The following is an 18724-nucleotide window of genomic DNA, read 5'->3' as shown; positions in this document are numbered from 1 at the left end:
TCGGACGAGTATGCCTTTCCGAACGGTCCGACACTGCGGCCCCCAATTCCGTCGCACGGTCCACGGCAGGTTGGGATTCGTCCGAACAGGCTATGTTTAGCTTATATGGTTGTCTGAGACGTGTCGGTGGAATTGCACAATCACCCCCATGCCGACACCCGAAGAAAAAGCAGCGTTCTCGGAACGCCTGAAATTCGCCTTGCGGCGCAGCCCGGACAAGGTCACCGGTGCGACGGAACTCGCGAACCGGTTCAATCTGCGTCACCGCGGTGCGCAGCCGGTTTCGCCGCAAACCGCGCACAAATGGCTGACGGGCCGCACGATTCCGACGCCGGACAAACTCGAAACGCTCGCCGACTGGTTGCGCGTCGAACTGCATTGGCTGCATTACGGCCCGTCGCCGAGCGTGACCGAACACACGACGCCGCAACCGCTGCCGCGCGACGAGCGTTATCCGCCGACGCCCGAGACGATCGAACTCGCGTCGAAGATCGAGGCGCTGCCGCCGCATCAGCGTTACCTCGTTCAGGAACTGATCGAGCAGTTCTACGGCGGCGACACGAAAATCGAAGCGAAGAAGGCCTGAACGGCAGCGGTCAACGCCCCCGCGCCGCCACCCGCCAGAAACAAAAAAGCCGCATGGATGAAACCATGCGGCTTTTTTGCGTGCATCGCAGGCGGCTGGCCGCCCGCGTGTGCCAAGGGCGTCAGGCCTTCTTGCCGCCGCCGAGCTTGCGCGTGATGTAGTACTGCTGCGCGATCGACAGCACGTTGTTCACGACGTAGTACAGCACCAGGCCGGCCGGGAAGAAGAAGAACATCACCGAAAACGCGATCGGCATGAACTTCATCATCTTCGCCTGGACCGGGTCCGGCGGCGTCGGGTTCAGGCTGGTCTGCACGAACATCGACACGGCCATCAGCACCGGCAGGATGAAGAACGGGTCGCGCTGCGACAGGTCGTGAATCCACAGAATCCACGGCGCGCCGCGCATTTCGACCGACGCGAGCAGCACCCAGTACAGCGAGATGAACACCGGGATCTGGATCACGACCGGCAGGCAGCCGCCGAACGGATTGACCTTCTCGGTCTTGTACAGCTCCATCAGCGCGGCATTCATCTTCTGCGGATCGCTCTTGAAGCGTTCGCGCAGCGCCTGCATGCGCGGCGTGATTTCCTTCATGCGCGCCATCGACTTGTAGCTGGCCGCCGACAGCGGGAAGAACACCGCCTTGATCAGCACCGTCAGCAGCACGATTGCCCAGCCCCAGTTGCCGACGAAGCCGTGGATCTTCTCGAGCAGCCAGAACAGCGGCTTCGCGATGATCGTCACCCAGCCGTAGTCCTTCACGAGTTCCAGGCCCGGCGCGACGCCTTCGAGCATGCGCTCTTCTTCCGGACCGGCGAACAGGCGTGCCTGCACGTCGGCGGACTGGCCCGGCGCGATCGCGGCGACCGGCTGCTTCACGCCGACGCGATACAGCGTCGGATCGATCTTCTCGGCGTAGATGTCGCGCTTCACGCCCTGCTGCGGAATCCAGGCCGACGCGAAGTAGTGCTGCACCATCGCGACCCAGCCGTTGTCGGCGGAGTTCACGAAGTCGGCCTTGTTCTTGTCGAGGTCGCTGAAGTTGATCTTCTGGAAGTGCTTCGCGTCCGTATAGACCGCCGGCCCGAGGAACGTATGCGAGAACATCGGCGTTTCGACGGCCGTGTTGTCGCGCACCAGTTCCATGTAGACCGTCGGCGTGACCGGTGCCGTGCCGACGTTGTCGATCTTCGTATCGACGCCGATCACGTAGCTGCCGCGCGTGAACGTGTAGGTCTTCACGACCTTCACGCCGCCCTTCACCGGCGATTCGAACGACAGCTTCAGTGTGTTCTGGTCACCCGTCAGCGACGTCGGGCCCGCGTTGACCTGCGTATAGACGTCGTTGTGGTTCGGGAAGTCGCCGCCGAGCAGGCCCGAGCGCGCGAGATACGTGTGGCCGGCCGTATGGTCGAACAGCGTGATGTACAGGTCAGGCTGCTTGCCGTCGCCCTGCTTCTTCAGCGTCAGCTTCGCGAGCGTGCCGCCGCGCGTGTCGATTTCGCCGTCATACACGTCGGTCGAGAACTTCACGAGCTGCGCCTGCGCGGCCGGTGCCGTCGTCGACGGTGCGGCGCCTGCTGCTGCCGCAGGCGCGTCACCTGCGGTCGTCGTCGCGCCCGTGCCCGATGCACCGCCTGCAGCCGCGGGGGCCGTTTGCGTGGCGCTCGGGAAGAACATCGACGGGCGTCCATGGTCGCGCTGCCAGTTGTCGTACAGCATGACAGCTGACATGAAGAAGATCACCCATAGGACGGTGCGTTTGATATCCATGCGTTGTCTCAGAGTCGATGGGACCGCGCGTCGGCTTCGCCGCGAGCGCGAGTGTCGGAGTTGGGCGGCGGGACGAGGTCGATGCCGCCCGCGGAAAACGGATGGCATCGGCACACGCGCCTGACGGCGAGATACGTGCCGCGCGCGGCGCCATGATACTGGATTGCCTCGCGCGCGTAATCCGAACAGGAAGGATAAAAACGGCAACGGTTGCCGAGCATCGGGCTCACGGCAACCTTGTAGAAGCGCAGCAAGGCGATCAATACCGTTTCCATACCTTGGGCGGCGCCGTTCGACGCCGCGTCAAAACCGGCCGGGCAAGCGCGAACGCCGCACCGGACACGGATGCGTCACTCGGACGCGGGCTTCGACGCCCGGCGGGCGATTTCCCGGACTGCCCTGTCGAGCAGTTCGCGGATCTCGGCCGCGCACATCGCCGCGAGCGGGGCGGAAGCCGCGCTCGGCAGCGCTTTCTTGTCGAAGCGCGTGTGCTGCCGCAGCAGCAGGTCGTAACCGGCGAATTCGGCCCGGCGCAGGCGAAACTGATCGCGCGCCAGCCGCTTCACGAGGTTGCGGGTTACCGCACGCGGCGCATACTTCTTGCCGACGACGAGCCCCAGACGCGCGGGCTGACCGGTCGGCTTGCCGTAGATCACGAAGTGCGCGGAACGCCGCCAGGGGCGCAAACGAAAAACGGATGAAAATTCATCCGTTTTCAGAAGTCGCGCAGCTTTCGGGAAGGCGGCTTTCGTCTGCGACGGATTCGCACCCGGCTCGACAGCACCTTCCGCAGGACTGCGGACGGCGGACACAGCGCGCAACCTGCCTTAGATGGCGAGGCGCTTGCGGCCCTTCGCGCGGCGAGCGTTGATGACCTTGCGGCCACCTGCCGTCTTCATGCGGACACGGAAGCCATGGGTGCGCTTGCGGCGCGTCACGGACGGTTGGTAAGTACGTTTCATGATGTTCTCACTTGTTCGAGAATGTCGAAATTCAGGGGACCGCGTGCCCTTAACCGGAGGCATTCGGGCGAACGCAATCGCCGGGAATACAGGATTGGTTTTCGCGGAACCCGCTATTTAAACCGTTTTTCTCTTGACGGTCAATACTTTAGGAGTCGATCGCCTGTGCCGGCCCGCGCCGATCCGGCCCCGCGACCCACAATCCCGGCCTGTGGATAACTCGCGCTGTGGCTGCGTTTGGCGGTAGAATCTCGCCTTATCTCCAAGAATCCCGCACGCCGCCTCGGCCCGCGCCTGCCCCTCCAACACTGTGACGCAGGCGTCCGAGGCACGCTCGCACGACCGCTTCGGGCCTTGTTGCGCAACCGCGACAAGGGCGCCGGCGAGCCGCGCTGTGCACGCAAAAAACGACAGTTACTTGATGAACGATTTCTGGCAACACTGTTCCGCACTGCTGGAGCGCGAGCTGACGCCCCAGCAGTACGTGACGTGGATCAAACCCTTGGCCCCGGTGGCCTTCGATGCGTCGGCGAACACGCTGTCCATCGCCGCGCCGAACCGCTTCAAGCTGGACTGGGTCAAGAGCCAGTTTTCGGGACGGATCTCCGATCTGGCCCGAGATTTCTGGAATGCGCCGATCGAAGTCCAGTTCGTCCTCGATCCGAAGGCAGGCATGCGCAGCGCCGCGACCGCGACGGGCGCCGCGCCGGTAGCCCCGCGCGCGCCGCTCGCACCCAGCGGCCCGGCCGCGACGGTCGCTGCGATCGCCGCCAACCTCGCCGCAAATGCCGGCGCTGCGCCCAGCGCACCGGCCGACGTGCCGATGACGCCGTCGGCGGCCGCCGCACACCACCTGAACGCCGACGACGCCGACATCGACCTGCCGAGCCTGCCCGCACACGAAGCGGCCGCCGGCCGCCGCACGTGGCGTCCGGGCCCCGGCGCCGCACCCGCGAACGGCGGTGAAGCCGATTCGATGTACGAACGCTCGAAGCTGAACCCCGTGCTCACGTTCGACAACTTCGTGACCGGTAAGGCGAACCAGCTCGCGCGCGCCGCCGCGATCCAGGTCGCGGACAATCCGGGCATCTCGTACAACCCGCTGTTCCTGTACGGCGGCGTCGGCCTCGGCAAGACCCACCTGATCCACGCGATCGGCAACCAGCTGCTGCTCGACAAGGCCGGCGCGCGGATCCGCTACATCCATGCGGAACAGTACGTGTCGGACGTGGTGAAGGCGTACCAGCGCAAGGCGTTCGACGACTTCAAGCGCTACTACCACTCGCTCGACCTGCTGCTGATCGACGATATCCAGTTCTTCTCCGGCAAGTCGCGCACGCAAGAGGAATTCTTCTACGCGTTCGAGGCGCTGGTCGCGAACAAGGCGCAGGTGATCATCACCAGCGACACGTATCCGAAGGAAATCTCGGGCATCGACGATCGCCTGATCTCGCGCTTCGACTCGGGCCTCACCGTCGCGATCGAGCCGCCCGAACTGGAAATGCGCGTCGCGATCCTGATGCGCAAGGCGCAGTCGGAAGGCGTGAACCTGTCGGAAGACGTCGCGTTCTTCGTCGCGAAGCACCTGCGCTCGAACGTGCGCGAGCTCGAAGGCGCGCTGCGCAAGATCCTCGCGTATTCGAAGTTCCACGGCCGCGAGATCTCGATCGAGCTGACCAAGGAAGCGCTGAAGGACCTGCTGACCGTGCAGAACCGGCAGATTTCGGTCGAGAACATCCAGAAGACCGTCGCCGACTTCTACAACATCAAGGTCGCCGACATGTATTCGAAGAAGCGCCCCGCGAACATCGCGCGGCCGCGGCAGATCGCGATGTATCTCGCGAAGGAACTCACGCAGAAGAGCCTGCCGGAAATCGGCGAGCTGTTCGGCGGGCGCGACCACACCACCGTGCTGCACGCGGTGCGCAAGATCGCCGACGAGCGCAGCAAGGACGCGCAGCTCAACCACGAGCTGCACGTGCTGGAACAGACGCTGAAGGGCTGAGCGCGCGGCGCGCTTGATAATTCGGCATCCGCCCCAAATTAAGGGGGGCGGTTCGGTTTTGAGGCACAATACTGGTTTGACCGCCCCGGTGGTGGCGGGCCAAGAGCCCGGCCGGCGGGGCGCTGCGAGGCTGCTGCGCTGCAGGCCGTTACTCAACGAAGGAACTCTATGCAACTGGTCAAGACCGAACGAGACACCCTCCTCAGGCCGCTGCAAACGGTCAGCGGCATCGTCGAACGCCGCCATACGTTGCCGATCCTCGCCAACCTGCTGATCACCAAGAACGGCCCGGACGTTTCGTTCCTGTCGACCGACCTGGAGCTGCAGATCACCACGCGCGCCGATTTCGGCGTCGGCGGCGACCAGGTCGCGACCACCGTCGCGGCGCGCAAGCTGCTCGACATCCTGCGCGCGATGCCTGACGGCCAGGTCACGCTGTCGCTCGCCGACAAGCGCCTCACCGTTCAATCGGGCAAGAGCCGTTTCGCACTGCAGACGCTGGCGGCCGACGAGTTCCCGACCGTCGCGCAGGCGAAGGATTTCGGCGCGACCCTGACCGTCCCGCAGAAGTCGTTCCGCCAGTTGCTCGGCATGGTCCACTTCGCGATGGCGCAGCAGGACATCCGCTACTACCTGAACGGCATGCTGCTCGTCGTCGACGGCGACCAGCTGATGGCCGTGGCCACCGACGGCCACCGCCTCGCGTTCTCGTCGATGAAGCTCGAAGGCGGCACGTTCGGCCGCCAGGAAGTCATCGTGCCGCGCAAGACGATTCTCGAGCTGCAGCGCCTGCTCGAAGACATCGACGACACCGTCACCATCGACATCGCGCAAACCCAGGCCAAGTTCACGTTCGGCCAGGTCGAGCTCGTGTCGAAACTCGTCGAGGGCAAGTTCCCCGACTTCCAGCGCGTGATCCCGAAGGCGCACAAGAACACGTTCGAGATCGGCCGTGAAGAACTGCAGCGTTCGCTGCAGCGCGCGGCCATCCTGACCTCGGACAAGTTCAAGGGCGTGCGCTGCATCATCGCGCCGGGCCAGCTGAAGATCATGTCGACCAACGCCGATCAGGAAGAGGCGCAGGAAGAACTGGAAATCGCCTACCAGGGCGATACCGTCGACATCGGCTTCAACGTCACGTATCTGCTCGACGTGCTCGCGAACCTGAAGGTCGACACCGTGCAGGTGAGCCTCGGCGACGCCAGCTCGAGCGCGCTGATTACCGTGCCCGAGAACGACGAGTTCAAGTATGTCGTGATGCCGATGCGCATCTGACGCGCACGACATCAAGACACACACCAGGGGGCGGCAAGCCCCTTTGGCGTTTTTATGGCGAACCGACAACCCGTCCCTTTGGTGCCTTTTCGGCGCCTGGGGCGGGCCAGGAAACTGGAGCGGCCCGGCGATTTCTCTCGCTGAAACGCACCGCGCCGCCACCTGAGTGGCCTCGCAGAACCGGAAGATATCCATGAGTGAACAGCACAATTCGCAACCCGATAACAGCAGCTACGGCGCCTCGTCGATCCAGATCCTCGAAGGTCTGGAAGCGGTGCGCAAGCGCCCCGGGATGTACATCGGCGACACGTCTGACGGCACCGGTCTGCACCACCTCGTGTTCGAGGTGCTCGACAACTCGATCGACGAAGCGCTGGCCGGGTACTGCAACGACATCCACGTGACGATTCACGCCGACAACTCGATTTCCGTGACCGACAACGGCCGCGGGATTCCGACCGACGTGAAGATGAACGACAAGCACGAGCCGAAGCGCAGTGCTGCGGAAATCGTGATGACCGAGCTGCACGCCGGCGGCAAGTTCGACCAGAACAGCTACAAGGTGTCCGGCGGCCTGCACGGCGTGGGCGTGTCGTGCGTGAACGCGCTGTCGAGCTGGCTGCGGTTGACCGTGCGTCGGAACGGCAAGAAGCACTTCATGGAGTTCCATCGCGGCGTCGCACAGGAACGCGTGCTCGAGACGGTGGACGGCGTGGAAGTTTCGCCGATGCTGATCACCGGTGACACCGAGAACCGCGGCACCGAAGTGCACTTCATGGCCGATCCGACCATTTTCGGCACGGTCGAGTATCACTACGACATCCTCGCGAAGCGGATGCGTGAACTCTCGTTCCTGAACAACGGCGTGCGGATTCGTCTCACGGACCTGCGCTCGGGCAAGGAAGACGATTTCGCGTTCGCCGGCGGTGTGAAGGGCTTCGTCGAGTTCATCAACAAGACGAAGACCAACCTGCACCCGACGGTGTTCTTCGCCAACGGCGAGAAGGACGGCGTGGGCGTCGAAGTCGCGATGCAGTGGAACGACAGCTACAACGAAAACGTGCTGTGCTTCACGAACAACATTCCGCAGCGCGACGGCGGCACGCACCTGACCGGCCTGCGGGCCGCGATGACGCGCGTCATCAACAAGTACATCACCGACAACGAAATCGCGAAGAAGGCGAAGGTCGAGACGACCGGCGACGACATGCGCGAAGGGCTGTCGTGCGTGCTGTCCGTGAAGGTGCCGGAGCCGAAGTTCAGCTCGCAGACGAAGGACAAGCTGGTTTCGTCCGAGGTTCGTGCGCCGGTTGAAGAGGTTGTGGCGAAGGCGCTGGAAGAATTCCTTTTGGAAACGCCGATCGACGCGAAGATCATCTGCGGGAAGATCGTTGAGGCTGCTCGGGCGCGGGATGCTGCTCGGAAGGCGCGTGAGATGACGCGCCGCAAGGGTGTGCTCGATGGCGTTGGTCTGCCGGGCAAGCTCGCGGACTGTCAGGAGAAGGATCCGGCGAAGTGCGAAATCTACATCGTCGAGGGTGACTCGGCAGGTGGGTCGGCAAAGCAAGGGCGTGATCGGAAGTTCCAGGCGATCCTGCCGCTGCGCGGCAAGGTGCTGAACGTCGAGAAGGCACGCTACGACAAGCTGCTGTCGTCGGAACAGATCGTCACGCTCGTGACCGCGCTTGGGTGCGGGATCGGCAAGGAAGACTACAACCTCGACAAACTGCGCTATCACCGCATCATCATCATGACCGACGCGGACGTCGACGGTGCGCACATCCGGACGCTGCTGCTCACGTTCCTGTATCGCCAGATGCCGGACATGATCGAGCGCGGGTACGTGTATATCGCGCAGCCGCCGCTTTACAAGATCAAGGCGGGCAAGGACGAACGGTATCTGAAGGACGACGTGGAGCTCAACGCGCATATGCTGCGGTTGGCGCTGCAAGGGTCGGAGCTGGTGCCGGGTGAGAATGCTGCGGCGATTTCGGGCGATGCGCTTGGGGAGCTGGCGCGGTCGTATCTGCTGTCGCAGAGCGTGATCGAGCGGTTGAGCCGGTTGTATGACCCGGCCGCGCTGGAAGCGGTCATGGATGGGGTTGTGATCGACCTCTCCACTGAGGCTTCGACTGAGGCTTCGGCTAAGGCGCTGCACGCTGCGTTGCATGATGAAGCGTTGAAGAACGAAGTGCGTGTCGTGCCTTCGTATGACCCGGTTCGCGAACAGCGGTCGCTGCATGTCGAACGTACCCATCACGGCAACGTGCGGGTTTCGGTCATCGACCAGGAATTCCAGCACACGGCGGATTATCAGCAGCTCGTGACCACCGCAAATACGTTCAAGGGACTCATCGGGGAAGGTGCGGTCATCAAGCGCGGTGAACGCAGCATGGCTGTCGCGGACTTCAAGAGCGCGATGAAGTGGCTGCTGGCGGATGCTGAACGGAACGTCTCCAAACAACGCTATAAGGGGCTCGGCGAAATGAACCCCGAGCAGCTGTGGGAAACGACGATGGATCCGGCAGTGCGGCGTCTGCTGCGTGTGCAGATCGAGGACGCTATTGCTGCGGACGGGATCTTTACTACCCTCATGGGGGATGACGTCGAGCCGCGTCGGGCGTTTATCGAGTCGAATGCGTTGCGGGCGGGGAATATTGACGTTTAATGCATTGCCAGTGCAGGGCGCCAGAGTAAGTGTGACTGTGCGACAAAGTTGGTGCGACTAGCCTCCCTGTCGAGCATCATGTCTTATGAGAGCTCAGCCGCGGAATCATAATCCGCAGGTTCGGGTTCCGATTCGCCACCATATGCGAAAGCCCTGTAGGCCTTTGATCTACAGGGCTTTTTCACTAAGGGCTCTGCGGCTTCGCTGCGAGTCCTTTCTTTTACCGGCCCCTCGCGGTGCAATACGCGGTGTAGCCCTCATAGAAGGGCACCATGGCAGCACTGACAAAAAACCCTGGCACCTCGAAAGCAACCATCCGGCGCGTTGGTTGGCCGACCGTCGCCAAGACATTCCGCACGAAGCGCGATGCATACCGCAGTGGCAGGCATCGAAGAACTGGCGGTTGCAAAGCTGGCAAAGGATAATGCAGACTTGGTCCAAGTGCGGGACCAATTGAAGCAATGGCAACACGGCCCAGTGGCGTAAAGGTCCGCAGGCCCCACATCGGACTGTTCTCCGGTTGAATTTATACAATGGCTTCTAGAACGACATCTCCGCAAAAGCACCGCCCTAGTGCTATAGATCTGTTTAGCGGGTGTGGCGGGTTAAGCACCGGCCTAGAGCAGGCTGGATTTCGCGTCTGCGCGGCCGTTGAGATCGATGATAAGGCGCAACGGACCTATCAGCTAAACCACCCAGGCGTCAAGCTGTATCGCAACGACATTCGCAAGCTGAGTGTTCGCAAAGTCATGCGAGATTTGAGTCTTTCCGCTGGCGAGCTAGACTTGCTTGCAGGATGCCCGCCATGTCAAGGCTTCTCGAGGCTAAGGACGCTTAATCAGGCCGACTCTGTCGACGACCCTCGGAACAATCTAGTACGCGACTTTCTTCGGTTCGTGCGCGTCCTGCGTCCGAAAACAGTAATGCTCGAAAACGTACCTGCGCTTGAGAATGACGAACGCTTCACCTCACTTTGCGAGGCTCTGAAAGCGATGAAATACAAGCTCGTCGTTCACGTGCTGAACGCTGCCGACTATTCGGTTGCTCAGCGGCGCAAGCGTCTCATCTTGCTTGCGTCGAAAGTACACCTCCCAGCTATCGCCCCGAAATCGAAGCAGCGCAAAACAGTGGGGGATGTCATTCGGCACCTGGAAGCCCCATCAATGACCCGCGACGCGTTGCACGCGGTCCCAGAAAAGCGCTCGAAACAGGTCATGGAGCTAATCCGCCTGATTCCGCGCGATGGCGGAAGCCGTACCGACCTGCCTGCCGACCGGCAACTCGAGTGTCACAAACGTAGTGACGGCTTTCGCGATGTGTATGGTCGCATGGCATGGGACGATTTGGCTCCCACGATTACCAGTGGATGCATCAACCCGTCGAAGGGCCGATTCCTGCATCCCATGCAGGACCGCACCATCACGCTCAGGGAAGCGGCTTTGCTGCAAGGCTTTCCGCCGAAGTACAAATTCGACGTATCACACGGAAAAGAGGCAATAGCATTAATGATCGGCAACGCGCTGCCACCGCCCTTTATTGAGGCTCAGGCTCGCGCGTTGCGCGACGGCATTTTGACGGGGAAACGCGATGAAAAAAATTTCAACCGTGGACGAGCTTCGCGCCGAGGGACTGACTGCTGAACAGTCAGCAGCCGCAGCCGATACATCAGCGACCGTTCTGTGCATAGCTTGTGCGGGTTCGGGTAAGTCGCAAACCCTCGCTTATCGGATTGCGCGTCTGATATCCGAAGGGACGCCAGCCACTTCGATCGTGGCCATAACCTTTACCGAAAAAGCCGCCGACTCGATCAAGCGTCGCGTAGCCAAAGTTCTGGTCAAATGCGGTCTCAGCGCGAATCTGATTGGTCAGATGTACATCGGCACTATCCACGCATTCTGTCAGAATGTGTTGGGTGACTCGGACGCCATTTTTCGTCAGTACGATGTACTCGACGACAACCGCTTCACGCTGTATTTGATGTCCAGATATCCGGAACTCGGAATCAATACACTGAAACCGCGATTTAAGGATCGATACTTTGAGACTCTGTCACAAGTCCAGCGCGCGTGGAACGTATTCCGGGATGAGGGGCTATCGCTCGATGAAATCGAGACGCACGATCCGGAGGTTGGTCTTGTACTAAGAGAGATCGGGCAACGCTTAATACGCGACCAATTCCTTGACTTCTCCTCGATGGTCCGCGAGACGGCCGAACGGGCGAAAAGCAATGTCAACGTTCGAGCACGCCTGGGTCGTATTCGGCATTTACTAGTTGACGAATATCAGGATGTGTCTGGCTCTCAAGAGGAGCTAATTGCGACGATTCACGAATTAGGTGCCAACCTCTTCGTGGTAGGCGATGACGACCAGTCGATTTATGGATTCCGCGGCGCTCACGTTTCGAACATCCTTAATTTTGTTACTAGGTACAAGGGCGTTAGCGAACACGTCCTCGCCACGAACTTTCGAAGCACCCGCGCTATTGTGGCCGCGACCAACGCGTTCGTCGCGTCACAATTGGGTCCTCAGCGGCTCTATAAGCAACCGCGTGAACACGTCGATCTCGCTCCGCGACATCTTGCCGTGCATCATTTTGCGACTCGCCCAGAAGAAGCCGAATGGGTGGCACAGCGCATCAAACATCTGCTGGGAACAGAATACGTCCAATCCGATGGGACGGTCCGAGGTCTCACACCAGGTGACTTCGCCATCCTTATGCGTTCAACAAAGACGCCTGAGCAGGACGACAATCCACGACATCACGCGTTCACGCGTGAACTAGACGCGCTTAACATACGCTATACGTTAAACGCTGGCGGTTCGGTTTTTGATCGGCCGTGCGTAGCTGCGCTGCGAGAAACATTTATCGCGCTCGAGAATGGGCCGATCTCGCGACCCGACGCTACTCGCCTGATCGATGATCACATCAGACCAGCATACTCTCGTGTTAGCCCAACAAAAACATACGCCGTGCTCGCGGATTGGGGGCGGCGGATACATGCGCCGCTAGGCGCAGCCCGGCAGCGACTGTTTCCGCAGCAGCTGCTGAACGACCTTCTGGACGCATTCGACGTCGCACATAGCTCGCTCCCAGACGAAGTGATGCGCGAGATCGGCCTTTTCAGCAGGATGCTGCAAGACGTCGAAAGTGTATATCTAAGCATCGACTCGAGCGGTCGATTCACGTCTGTCGTGCGGTTCCTGCAGCAAGTCGCCGAGGAAGGCTATAACATCAGTACAGAGGACGTAGTATCACGGCCCGACGCAGTTACCGTCTCTACGGTGCATCAGGTGAAGGGACTAGAATTCCCGGTCGTGTTTGTGGTCGATGTCGTCCCAGGGCGATTTCCGGGCAAGCGTTCAAATTACAGCGGACTGCTACCGGCAAATCTTCTCGCGAGCGCAATCGCACGCGGCGCGTACTCCAACACACGCGAAGCCGAAGCACGACTGTTCTATACGGCCCTCACGCGCGCGGAACGCTACCTATACGTTACTGGCGCCGCGTCTCTTCCAAACGGGAAGCGCACGAATCGCCAGTCGGAGTTCGCCGCAGCGCTGCAAGATGTTGAGCTGATCGTTGATCCGCTGCAAACGCCTCCTGAATTAAGTCGGGCCGCGCCGCGGCAGAGAGAAGACGAGTCGACGTTACCCACGTCGTTTAGCGACATCAAGTACTACCTGCATTGCCCCATGGACTATCGGTTTCGCAAGGGCTTCGGGTTTAGCCCACCGGTCCCGGAACTGTTCGGGTACGGCCGCGTGGTTCACGTCGCCATCGAGAAACTACACGAGCATTTCTCGGGGACCGCCCCCACGCCAGCAGAAGCGAGTCAGATCGCCGCCGATCATTTTCACCTGAAGCATGTTGCGCGGAGTCGCGATCCGGAAAACCGCCCCGGCGCTTACGAGCAAGCGATGAACAAGGCACAGGAAATCGCAGCGGACTATGTTACGAGATTTGCCTCGGACTTCGCTCAACAAAAACAGGTTGAAGTGCGTTTCGAGATCCCAGCACAGGGATGTCTCATCACAGGCTCCATTGATCTGCTCATGCGTTACAACACGAAGGGTGATATCGTTGAAGCTCACGTTGTAGATTTTAAAACGATGCAAGGCGGAGACGACCCATCTAGGAACATGCAGCTAGACTGGCGTGAACTTTCACTTCAGGTACAGTTATACGCTAAGGCGGCGCGCGAAGTGTTCAATGAAAATGCGGCTACAGGATCGATCCATCTGCTGAAGGATAACAAACGAGTTGACGTGCCCATCGATGATGCTGCAATACAAGCCGCGGTTGCGAACATCGAGTGGGCTGTTCGGGGCATTTTGGCAAGGGACTATCCAAGTAGGCCAAGCAAAGAAAAATGCGCAAACTGCGACTTCAACCGACTATGCCCTAAAACGCCTCAGCAATTTCGCGCCGATGCAGGTGTCCCGCCCCCCATCATGACGCCGCTCGGCCCAATGAGTGCGTCGGCACTGTGAAAGGACTGTTGGATCGGTGCAGCAATGATGGACAAGGTAACGCAGTCGACACGAAGCCGCATGATGGCGGCTGTACGCAATCGCGACACCGCTCCGGAGCGTCAAGTCAGAGCGATGCTCCACGCGGCAGGTCTACGTTTCCGACTGCACGACCGGTCGTTGCCAGGTACTCCCGACATAGTGCTGAAAAAGTACGCCACCATAATCATGGTAAATGGATGTTTTTGGCATGGCCATCATTGCCCCAGAGGTAAGTTGCCAACGACGCACACCGACTTCTGGCTGAAGAAACAAACGACTAATCGTCGCCGGGACGCGGAAGCGATTCGTCGGCTCAGGGCATTAGGTTGGCGAGTTCTAGTAATATGGGAGTGCAAAATCCGGGAAAAAACGGAACTTGCTCGAACCTTAGCAAAAGCGTTCCCGCAGATACAACGAATCGAGTTAGAGTCACACAATAACGATAGCAGTTAACGCTCCAACGCCAATCCCCAAGTGGCAATCGGCATACAGAATATCCAGACGCCCGTGACTTGTACGTGACGCCGCAGTCTTTCGTCTACTACATTATAATGCTAGAAGCATGTAACGCCAAAATGGACGGCACATGCAACTGAAAAAAGTGCAGGATATCTTTACCCTTTCAACCGGCCAGCTCATTTCGAAGAGAAATCTCTTCGATCTTATACAGCGGTCGAAAGTCGAGGGATCTGATTATTGGTCGGGCCCCGAATTTATTGTGGGAAATACACCCCAGCAGGGAATAAATTGGATTGGACGACTATCATCAATTCGCGCAATAATTATCAAAACACGGCCTGGCTCATACGCTGATGATGGATGGTCTACCGAAGACAAGATGGTGTATCATTATTCCTTTAAGGCAAAAAATGGCAACATCAATCCCACAGAAAAAGCCAATACTGTTTTAATCCAGCAACCAGAGCATCTTTATCCGATATTTTTATTTACAGAAAATACGAATAATTGGTGCTTCGAAGGATCATTCCACGTCTCCGATCTCCAAGAGAGATTTGTCATTCTTCAGCGCGGAAACCCTTCGGTGGAAATTAATGATAATCCCGGTGAATCCAAATATTCGGAGGGCGGACGGAAGTATGTAACCCACTTGCTTGCCGAAAGAAATAAAGGGGTCGTAGAAACCCTAAAATCATCTGAGCCGTGGGTTTGCGACATATGCCATATGGACTTCGAATCCAAATACGGCGTTAAGTATATAGAAGCTCACCACAAAATTCCCATCTCAACGTATGCATCAACATCGAAAGTAAGCACATCCGATTTTGCCCTTCTCTGCCCGAACTGCCACAGAGCGGTGCACATTTATATGAAAAAAGAAGGGCTTGCTTATTCTCAAATTAGGGCCATTTTGTCAGCTGATCCACACCGCCACCAGTCCTAACGCCCCCCTGAATGCTCTCAGTGTGTCGAGCACAACACGTCAGTTTGAGGTACATATTTCCCGCGCTCCAGCGCATCGGACCTCGTTAGGCTCCTTAAGCTGCGCATCACCACAGAACATCCCACCGACTCTCAAAAAAATATGGGGCGCTCATCGAGTTTGCCCCATATCCTGCGCGCAGCTTACTTCCAAACAATTACGATTTCCCCTCAGCCTTCTTCTTCAATGCCTTTTGCACATCCTTAAAAGCAAGAACAGGTATCTTATTAGTCACAATACAACCACTCTTCCCCGCCTTCTTCACCGAGAGCACCACGGAATTTTTTTGAGACTCTTCTAAGGATCGGCCTTTCGTTGGATTGGCTTCTTTGATGTGACCAAGCGCTTTATCCTCAGCCGCCTCTTTACTGTCAGCCGATACGATCATTTCCAGTACATGCGGATGATCCAGCGTCTGTACATACACTTTGTAAAGTCTCTCAGCCATATTCCCCCCGTATTGATCTAGCACTTTACATCGACTCGAAAGGTCCCAGAGCATCCTTTCCCCAACGACACTACGCCAGAAAGACCTGTATTACACCAAGTCACTTTTCCGGTGCGTGACGCAGATGGAGCACCATATGTCGAATCCTGTACGGTAGGCCAGTTCCCTTGTGTATCTCGGCGGTTCTGAATGCGAGACCGGGCCGTCCACCATCATTCATATCGCAAACGATCGAATGATCGTTGGTCAGATACTCGGCCCATTGCGTCAAACGCCCAGCAGCATTGTCATAGTCGAGCACATAAATGAGCATGCCTCCATGATCGGAATTCTTTGACGCAGAGCTATACCTAGTAGTCAGCTGCAAAAGTCCGCCGTACGAATTTGCGGGACCTCTATCGATTTTCGCCTCGCCAAGCCAGATGAAGGCAGGCTTATGCTTACACTCAACAGTTATGTCGACGTGTCCATTGCTGTCTTTGTCATGATGTGCAGCGTACCCAAATCTACGAAGATCACTAATTATGGCATCGGATATTTGATCTTCGCTTGACTCAGAGAAATATTTCTTTCGCTTCTCCAGATCACCGAGAATTTCGTCGAAATCTTCATATAAGATTGCGATGAACTCTTCATACGTTTCAGTACCTGCACGCGGCAACGCACGATTGCCGCCTGCCGCCAATCGGAGCATCGCCTCAAACGCTTTGTAGCTGACGCGGTGTCCACCATCGCCTTCAGGAAGAACAAATCCGATCTCACTCATCAGCAACAATTTCCTTTGCCAATGTAGACGGAACGAATGTTACGAAAATCCGCTCTTCGTAATTATCGATAGCCTCCCCAGTTTCCGGGTGATGGAGATCGCCATCACGTCTCGCTATATTTAAATCCTCGGGATCGAAATAATAAACATCATCCTCATCATCGATAAACTCAAACTCCATGTCTAAGAGATGAAGATCGTGCCCCGTTAAATATTGGATTGCTCTTGCAACATCAACCTCGTCAGCCTTAGTTTGTTCGGCCAGACCATGGAGCTGACCAAACGTCAGCCGCTTCAATACACCCGATGATATGAGCTCCAACACGGCCAAGCAAAGCGCCCCCGCGGGGGTTTCATCCCAAACGGAGTGGACGCGTGTGATTGCCTCGTGTCGGTTCATGTGCAAGTCAAACATGCTGAAGGAGAACTCGAACGACCTGATCAAAGTCGTCCTCAGAGATACCCCCGCTAACTGCTCCTAGCTCCAATCGTTGCGACGGCTTTGCCAGCTCGCGAAACGATCCCGGAAGAACAAGCTCCACCGTCGCGCCGTTAACGCTACCTGGAAAGCGCACGGCCAGACGATATGGGACGATTTTTGCGAGGTTACCCAACCCCGCTTTGCCAGCTTTATGATACAGCTCCTCACGAAGGTCAGACGACCTGTCCCGCATCTTCTCGATCTTCACCGAGTCAGTCGGCGTCTCGAATCCAAGCTCGCTGACTCTACCCAAATCTTTCGTACGGTAAATTTTGTCGATCGCCTTGAATAGATTCACGCGCTCGCCAAGGATGGGCTCGCCTTTCGGTCCAGAAAAGTGAGCGTGGAAGTGCTGCAACAAACTGGTTGCACAGATTTCCGCATAGTCCATGTTCGTAAGCGTCGGCAAATCGAGTCGAATCTCCACCGACGCGTCAGGCGACACGATGATACTGTCCACGCACTGCTTGAACCTAAGCTTGATCGCGATGAACTCGTCGTAGTCATTGAAGGCATCTCGCACTACCTGCGCGACGTCCTCGCGCTTGTACTTGTCCCGCTCCTCAACGTACCGACCGGACAAGAAGAACAACGCGATCCGCCCGTCTCCATACTTCCGCGTACCCGCGAACGTCGGAACACCAGGCACATCCTTCTTCGCCTTGCTCTCCGGAATCAACGATGGAAAGTGTTCCGAGACAACACTGACAGGTGCAACGGCCTTCTTAGCGAGATTGTAAAGCCGAGCCCCAAAATCGACACTAGGCCGAAAGAACATCACGATACGGTCACCAGCCGATAGCTGCGCGACGTAGAAACTTGTCAGCTTGTCAGCTACCTTTCGGAGAGCAGCCTCAGACGTATTGTCCTCTAGCAACCGCTCCAAAAACGGGTCCCACGTCCTCGTGACCGGAAGTCCATTTGCAGCGGCGAAGACTCCCATCCGCCCCCATTTTGTCACTCGACGCAGATCAGCAACAAGTCTCTTAACTTCGGTCTTGGTAGTACTCATCGAATTGGTCTCAGCGGTTACTTTTTCTATTAGTCAAACGCAATTGGCCGATGAGTATATACCGTATGACCTAGGCGATGACGCACCACCAGGGGAGCAAGCACTTGTCAGCGGCGACACAACGTCCGGCGCCGCTAGTCAACGTCAATGTCGGCAGCGCCTACGCCGTAATTTCCAGCGGCAAAAACCCGAGAAGCTATGCCGTTTGGCCATCCCTTAAATTTTCCATATTTCGAGATGCCCAGTTAGGTAGACTCAAATTGCAGCACCGCAAAAAAGCGCGGGCCGCATGGGCTGCCACCCATACGACCCGCTGACCACAACCAACTCACACTAGGAGTCGGAAATGGCTAACGCCAATCATAAGTCACGCCCCGTCGTAACGGAACGCTTCGTTAAGATTCAAGAGTCAGCACGCCATCACTCCTTGTCTAGAGTCCTCCGTGCTATCAGAGCACACCGGAAATTGAATACGACGTATTACCCGTGGATCAAATTGGCGGGAGTCTGGCTTGAGGAGGCTGGATTCGAGGCAGGAGAACGCGTTCGGATTACTGTCGAGGACAAGCGACTCATCATCACGCCGATGTGATCGGCGCATTGCCCATGGTGGGCGTCGCAAGTCACCATCCGTCTAGGTAGCTCGGTGCCTGATACTCCGCACCGTTAGTAACTGTGACAAGCGACGATCGTGCTGCAATCGCAGCGGGCCGGCCACTCAGACCTGCTGCCGTGTAGCCTTTCAGCACGAGCTGCAACCCACGCCAGGCGCACCGCACATTTCCATCGCT

The 18724-nt window shown here is 58.2% G+C and carries 17 protein-coding genes and 1 pseudogene; 10 read left to right on the top strand and 8 right to left on the bottom strand.

Features of this window, described 5'->3' with window-relative positions; translation table 11 throughout:
• Positions 1–148: 148 nt before the first annotated feature.
• Positions 149–586, top strand: a complete 438-nt coding sequence (locus tag U4012_RS28825) for a helix-turn-helix domain-containing protein (RefSeq protein WP_124486743.1) — start codon at positions 149–151, stop codon at positions 584–586.
• Positions 587–707: 121 nt separating this feature from the next.
• On the opposite strand, the gene yidC is transcribed toward U4012_RS28825, so the two are convergent.
• From yidC to rpmH, 4 genes are all read right to left on the bottom strand, one after another.
• Positions 708–2363, bottom strand: coding sequence for a membrane protein insertase YidC (yidC, locus tag U4012_RS28820; RefSeq protein WP_321802646.1), 1656 nt, complete (start codon positions 2361–2363; stop codon positions 708–710).
• A gap of 8 nt (positions 2364–2371) precedes the next feature.
• Positions 2372–2638 (bottom strand): membrane protein insertion efficiency factor YidD, encoded by a 267-nt coding sequence (yidD, locus tag U4012_RS28815; RefSeq protein ID WP_006750110.1) that lies wholly within the window; start codon positions 2636–2638, stop codon positions 2372–2374.
• Positions 2639–2713: 75 nt separating this feature from the next.
• Entirely contained in the window at positions 2714–3175 is a 462-nt protein-coding gene (gene rnpA / locus U4012_RS28810) for a ribonuclease P protein component (protein WP_039364627.1), read from the bottom strand.
• 15 nt (positions 3176–3190) lie between these two features.
• A complete protein-coding gene (gene rpmH / locus U4012_RS28805) occupies positions 3191–3325 on the bottom strand; it encodes a 50S ribosomal protein L34 (RefSeq protein ID WP_004198824.1) in 135 nt (44 codons plus the stop codon).
• A 421-nt stretch (positions 3326–3746) separates the two neighbouring features.
• On the opposite strand from rpmH, the gene dnaA reads away from it, so the two are divergent.
• The 8 genes and pseudogenes from dnaA to U4012_RS28765 all read left to right on the top strand — a co-directional run bounded on the left by dnaA (position 3747) and on the right by U4012_RS28765 (position 15187).
• Complete coding sequence (dnaA, locus tag U4012_RS28800; RefSeq protein WP_321802642.1) at positions 3747–5330, top strand: chromosomal replication initiator protein DnaA; 1584 nt, start codon at positions 3747–3749, stop codon at positions 5328–5330.
• A 168-nt stretch (positions 5331–5498) separates the two neighbouring features.
• On the top strand, positions 5499–6605 hold the full coding sequence (gene dnaN, locus U4012_RS28795) for a DNA polymerase III subunit beta (protein WP_006756934.1): 1107 nt from the start codon (positions 5499–5501) through the stop codon (positions 6603–6605).
• A 193-nt stretch (positions 6606–6798) separates the two neighbouring features.
• The gene (gyrB, locus tag U4012_RS28790; protein WP_044848661.1) at positions 6799–9273 is read left to right on the top strand and encodes a DNA topoisomerase (ATP-hydrolyzing) subunit B; all 2475 of its coding nucleotides are present in this window, start codon (positions 6799–6801) and stop codon (positions 9271–9273) included.
• Between the two features lie 272 nt (positions 9274–9545).
• Positions 9546–9644 (top strand): annotated as a pseudogene (locus U4012_RS28785) (site-specific recombinase); the annotation flags it as partial.
• A gap of 162 nt (positions 9645–9806) precedes the next feature.
• A complete protein-coding gene (locus U4012_RS28780; protein ID WP_321802640.1) occupies positions 9807–10913 on the top strand; it encodes a DNA cytosine methyltransferase in 1107 nt (368 codons plus the stop codon).
• On the top strand, positions 10861–13764 hold the full coding sequence (locus U4012_RS28775; protein WP_321802637.1) for an ATP-dependent DNA helicase: 2904 nt from the start codon (positions 10861–10863) through the stop codon (positions 13762–13764). The genes U4012_RS28780 and U4012_RS28775 overlap by 53 nt, the downstream gene beginning before the upstream one ends.
• Positions 13765–13788: 24 nt before the next feature.
• Entirely contained in the window at positions 13789–14238 is a 450-nt protein-coding gene (locus tag U4012_RS28770; protein ID WP_321802635.1) for a DNA mismatch endonuclease Vsr, read from the top strand.
• A gap of 133 nt (positions 14239–14371) precedes the next feature.
• Complete coding sequence (locus U4012_RS28765) at positions 14372–15187, top strand: HNH endonuclease (RefSeq protein WP_321802632.1); 816 nt, start codon at positions 14372–14374, stop codon at positions 15185–15187.
• Positions 15188–15383: 196 nt separating this feature from the next.
• Here the strand turns inward: U4012_RS28765 and U4012_RS28760 are convergent, their stop codons facing one another.
• From U4012_RS28760 to U4012_RS28745, 4 genes are all read right to left on the bottom strand, one after another.
• Entirely contained in the window at positions 15384–15674 is a 291-nt protein-coding gene (locus U4012_RS28760; RefSeq protein ID WP_213345852.1) for a hypothetical protein, read from the bottom strand.
• 100 nt (positions 15675–15774) lie between these two features.
• Positions 15775–16440, bottom strand: coding sequence for a hypothetical protein (locus U4012_RS28755; RefSeq protein ID WP_321802629.1), 666 nt, complete (start codon positions 16438–16440; stop codon positions 15775–15777).
• Positions 16433–16840 (bottom strand): hypothetical protein, encoded by a 408-nt coding sequence (locus tag U4012_RS28750; RefSeq protein WP_321802627.1) that lies wholly within the window; start codon positions 16838–16840, stop codon positions 16433–16435. Before U4012_RS28750 ends, U4012_RS28755 begins: the two co-directional genes overlap by 8 nt.
• A gap of 7 nt (positions 16841–16847) precedes the next feature.
• Positions 16848–17933: a hypothetical protein gene (locus U4012_RS28745; protein ID WP_321802625.1), complete on the bottom strand. Its 1086-nt coding sequence runs from the start codon at positions 17931–17933 to the stop codon at positions 16848–16850.
• A 346-nt stretch (positions 17934–18279) separates the two neighbouring features.
• Between U4012_RS28745 and U4012_RS28740 the strand changes: the two genes are divergently transcribed.
• A complete protein-coding gene (locus tag U4012_RS28740; protein WP_321802623.1) occupies positions 18280–18525 on the top strand; it encodes a SymE family type I addiction module toxin in 246 nt (81 codons plus the stop codon).
• Positions 18526–18724 lie beyond the last annotated feature (199 nt).

It is taken from the genome of Burkholderia sp. BCC1988, from assembly GCF_905339895.1.
In the GTDB taxonomy this organism is placed as follows: domain Bacteria; phylum Pseudomonadota; class Gammaproteobacteria; order Burkholderiales; family Burkholderiaceae; genus Burkholderia.
Note: the sequence above shows the minus strand (reverse complement) of the source record. Positions and strands in the feature narration are given on the sequence as shown.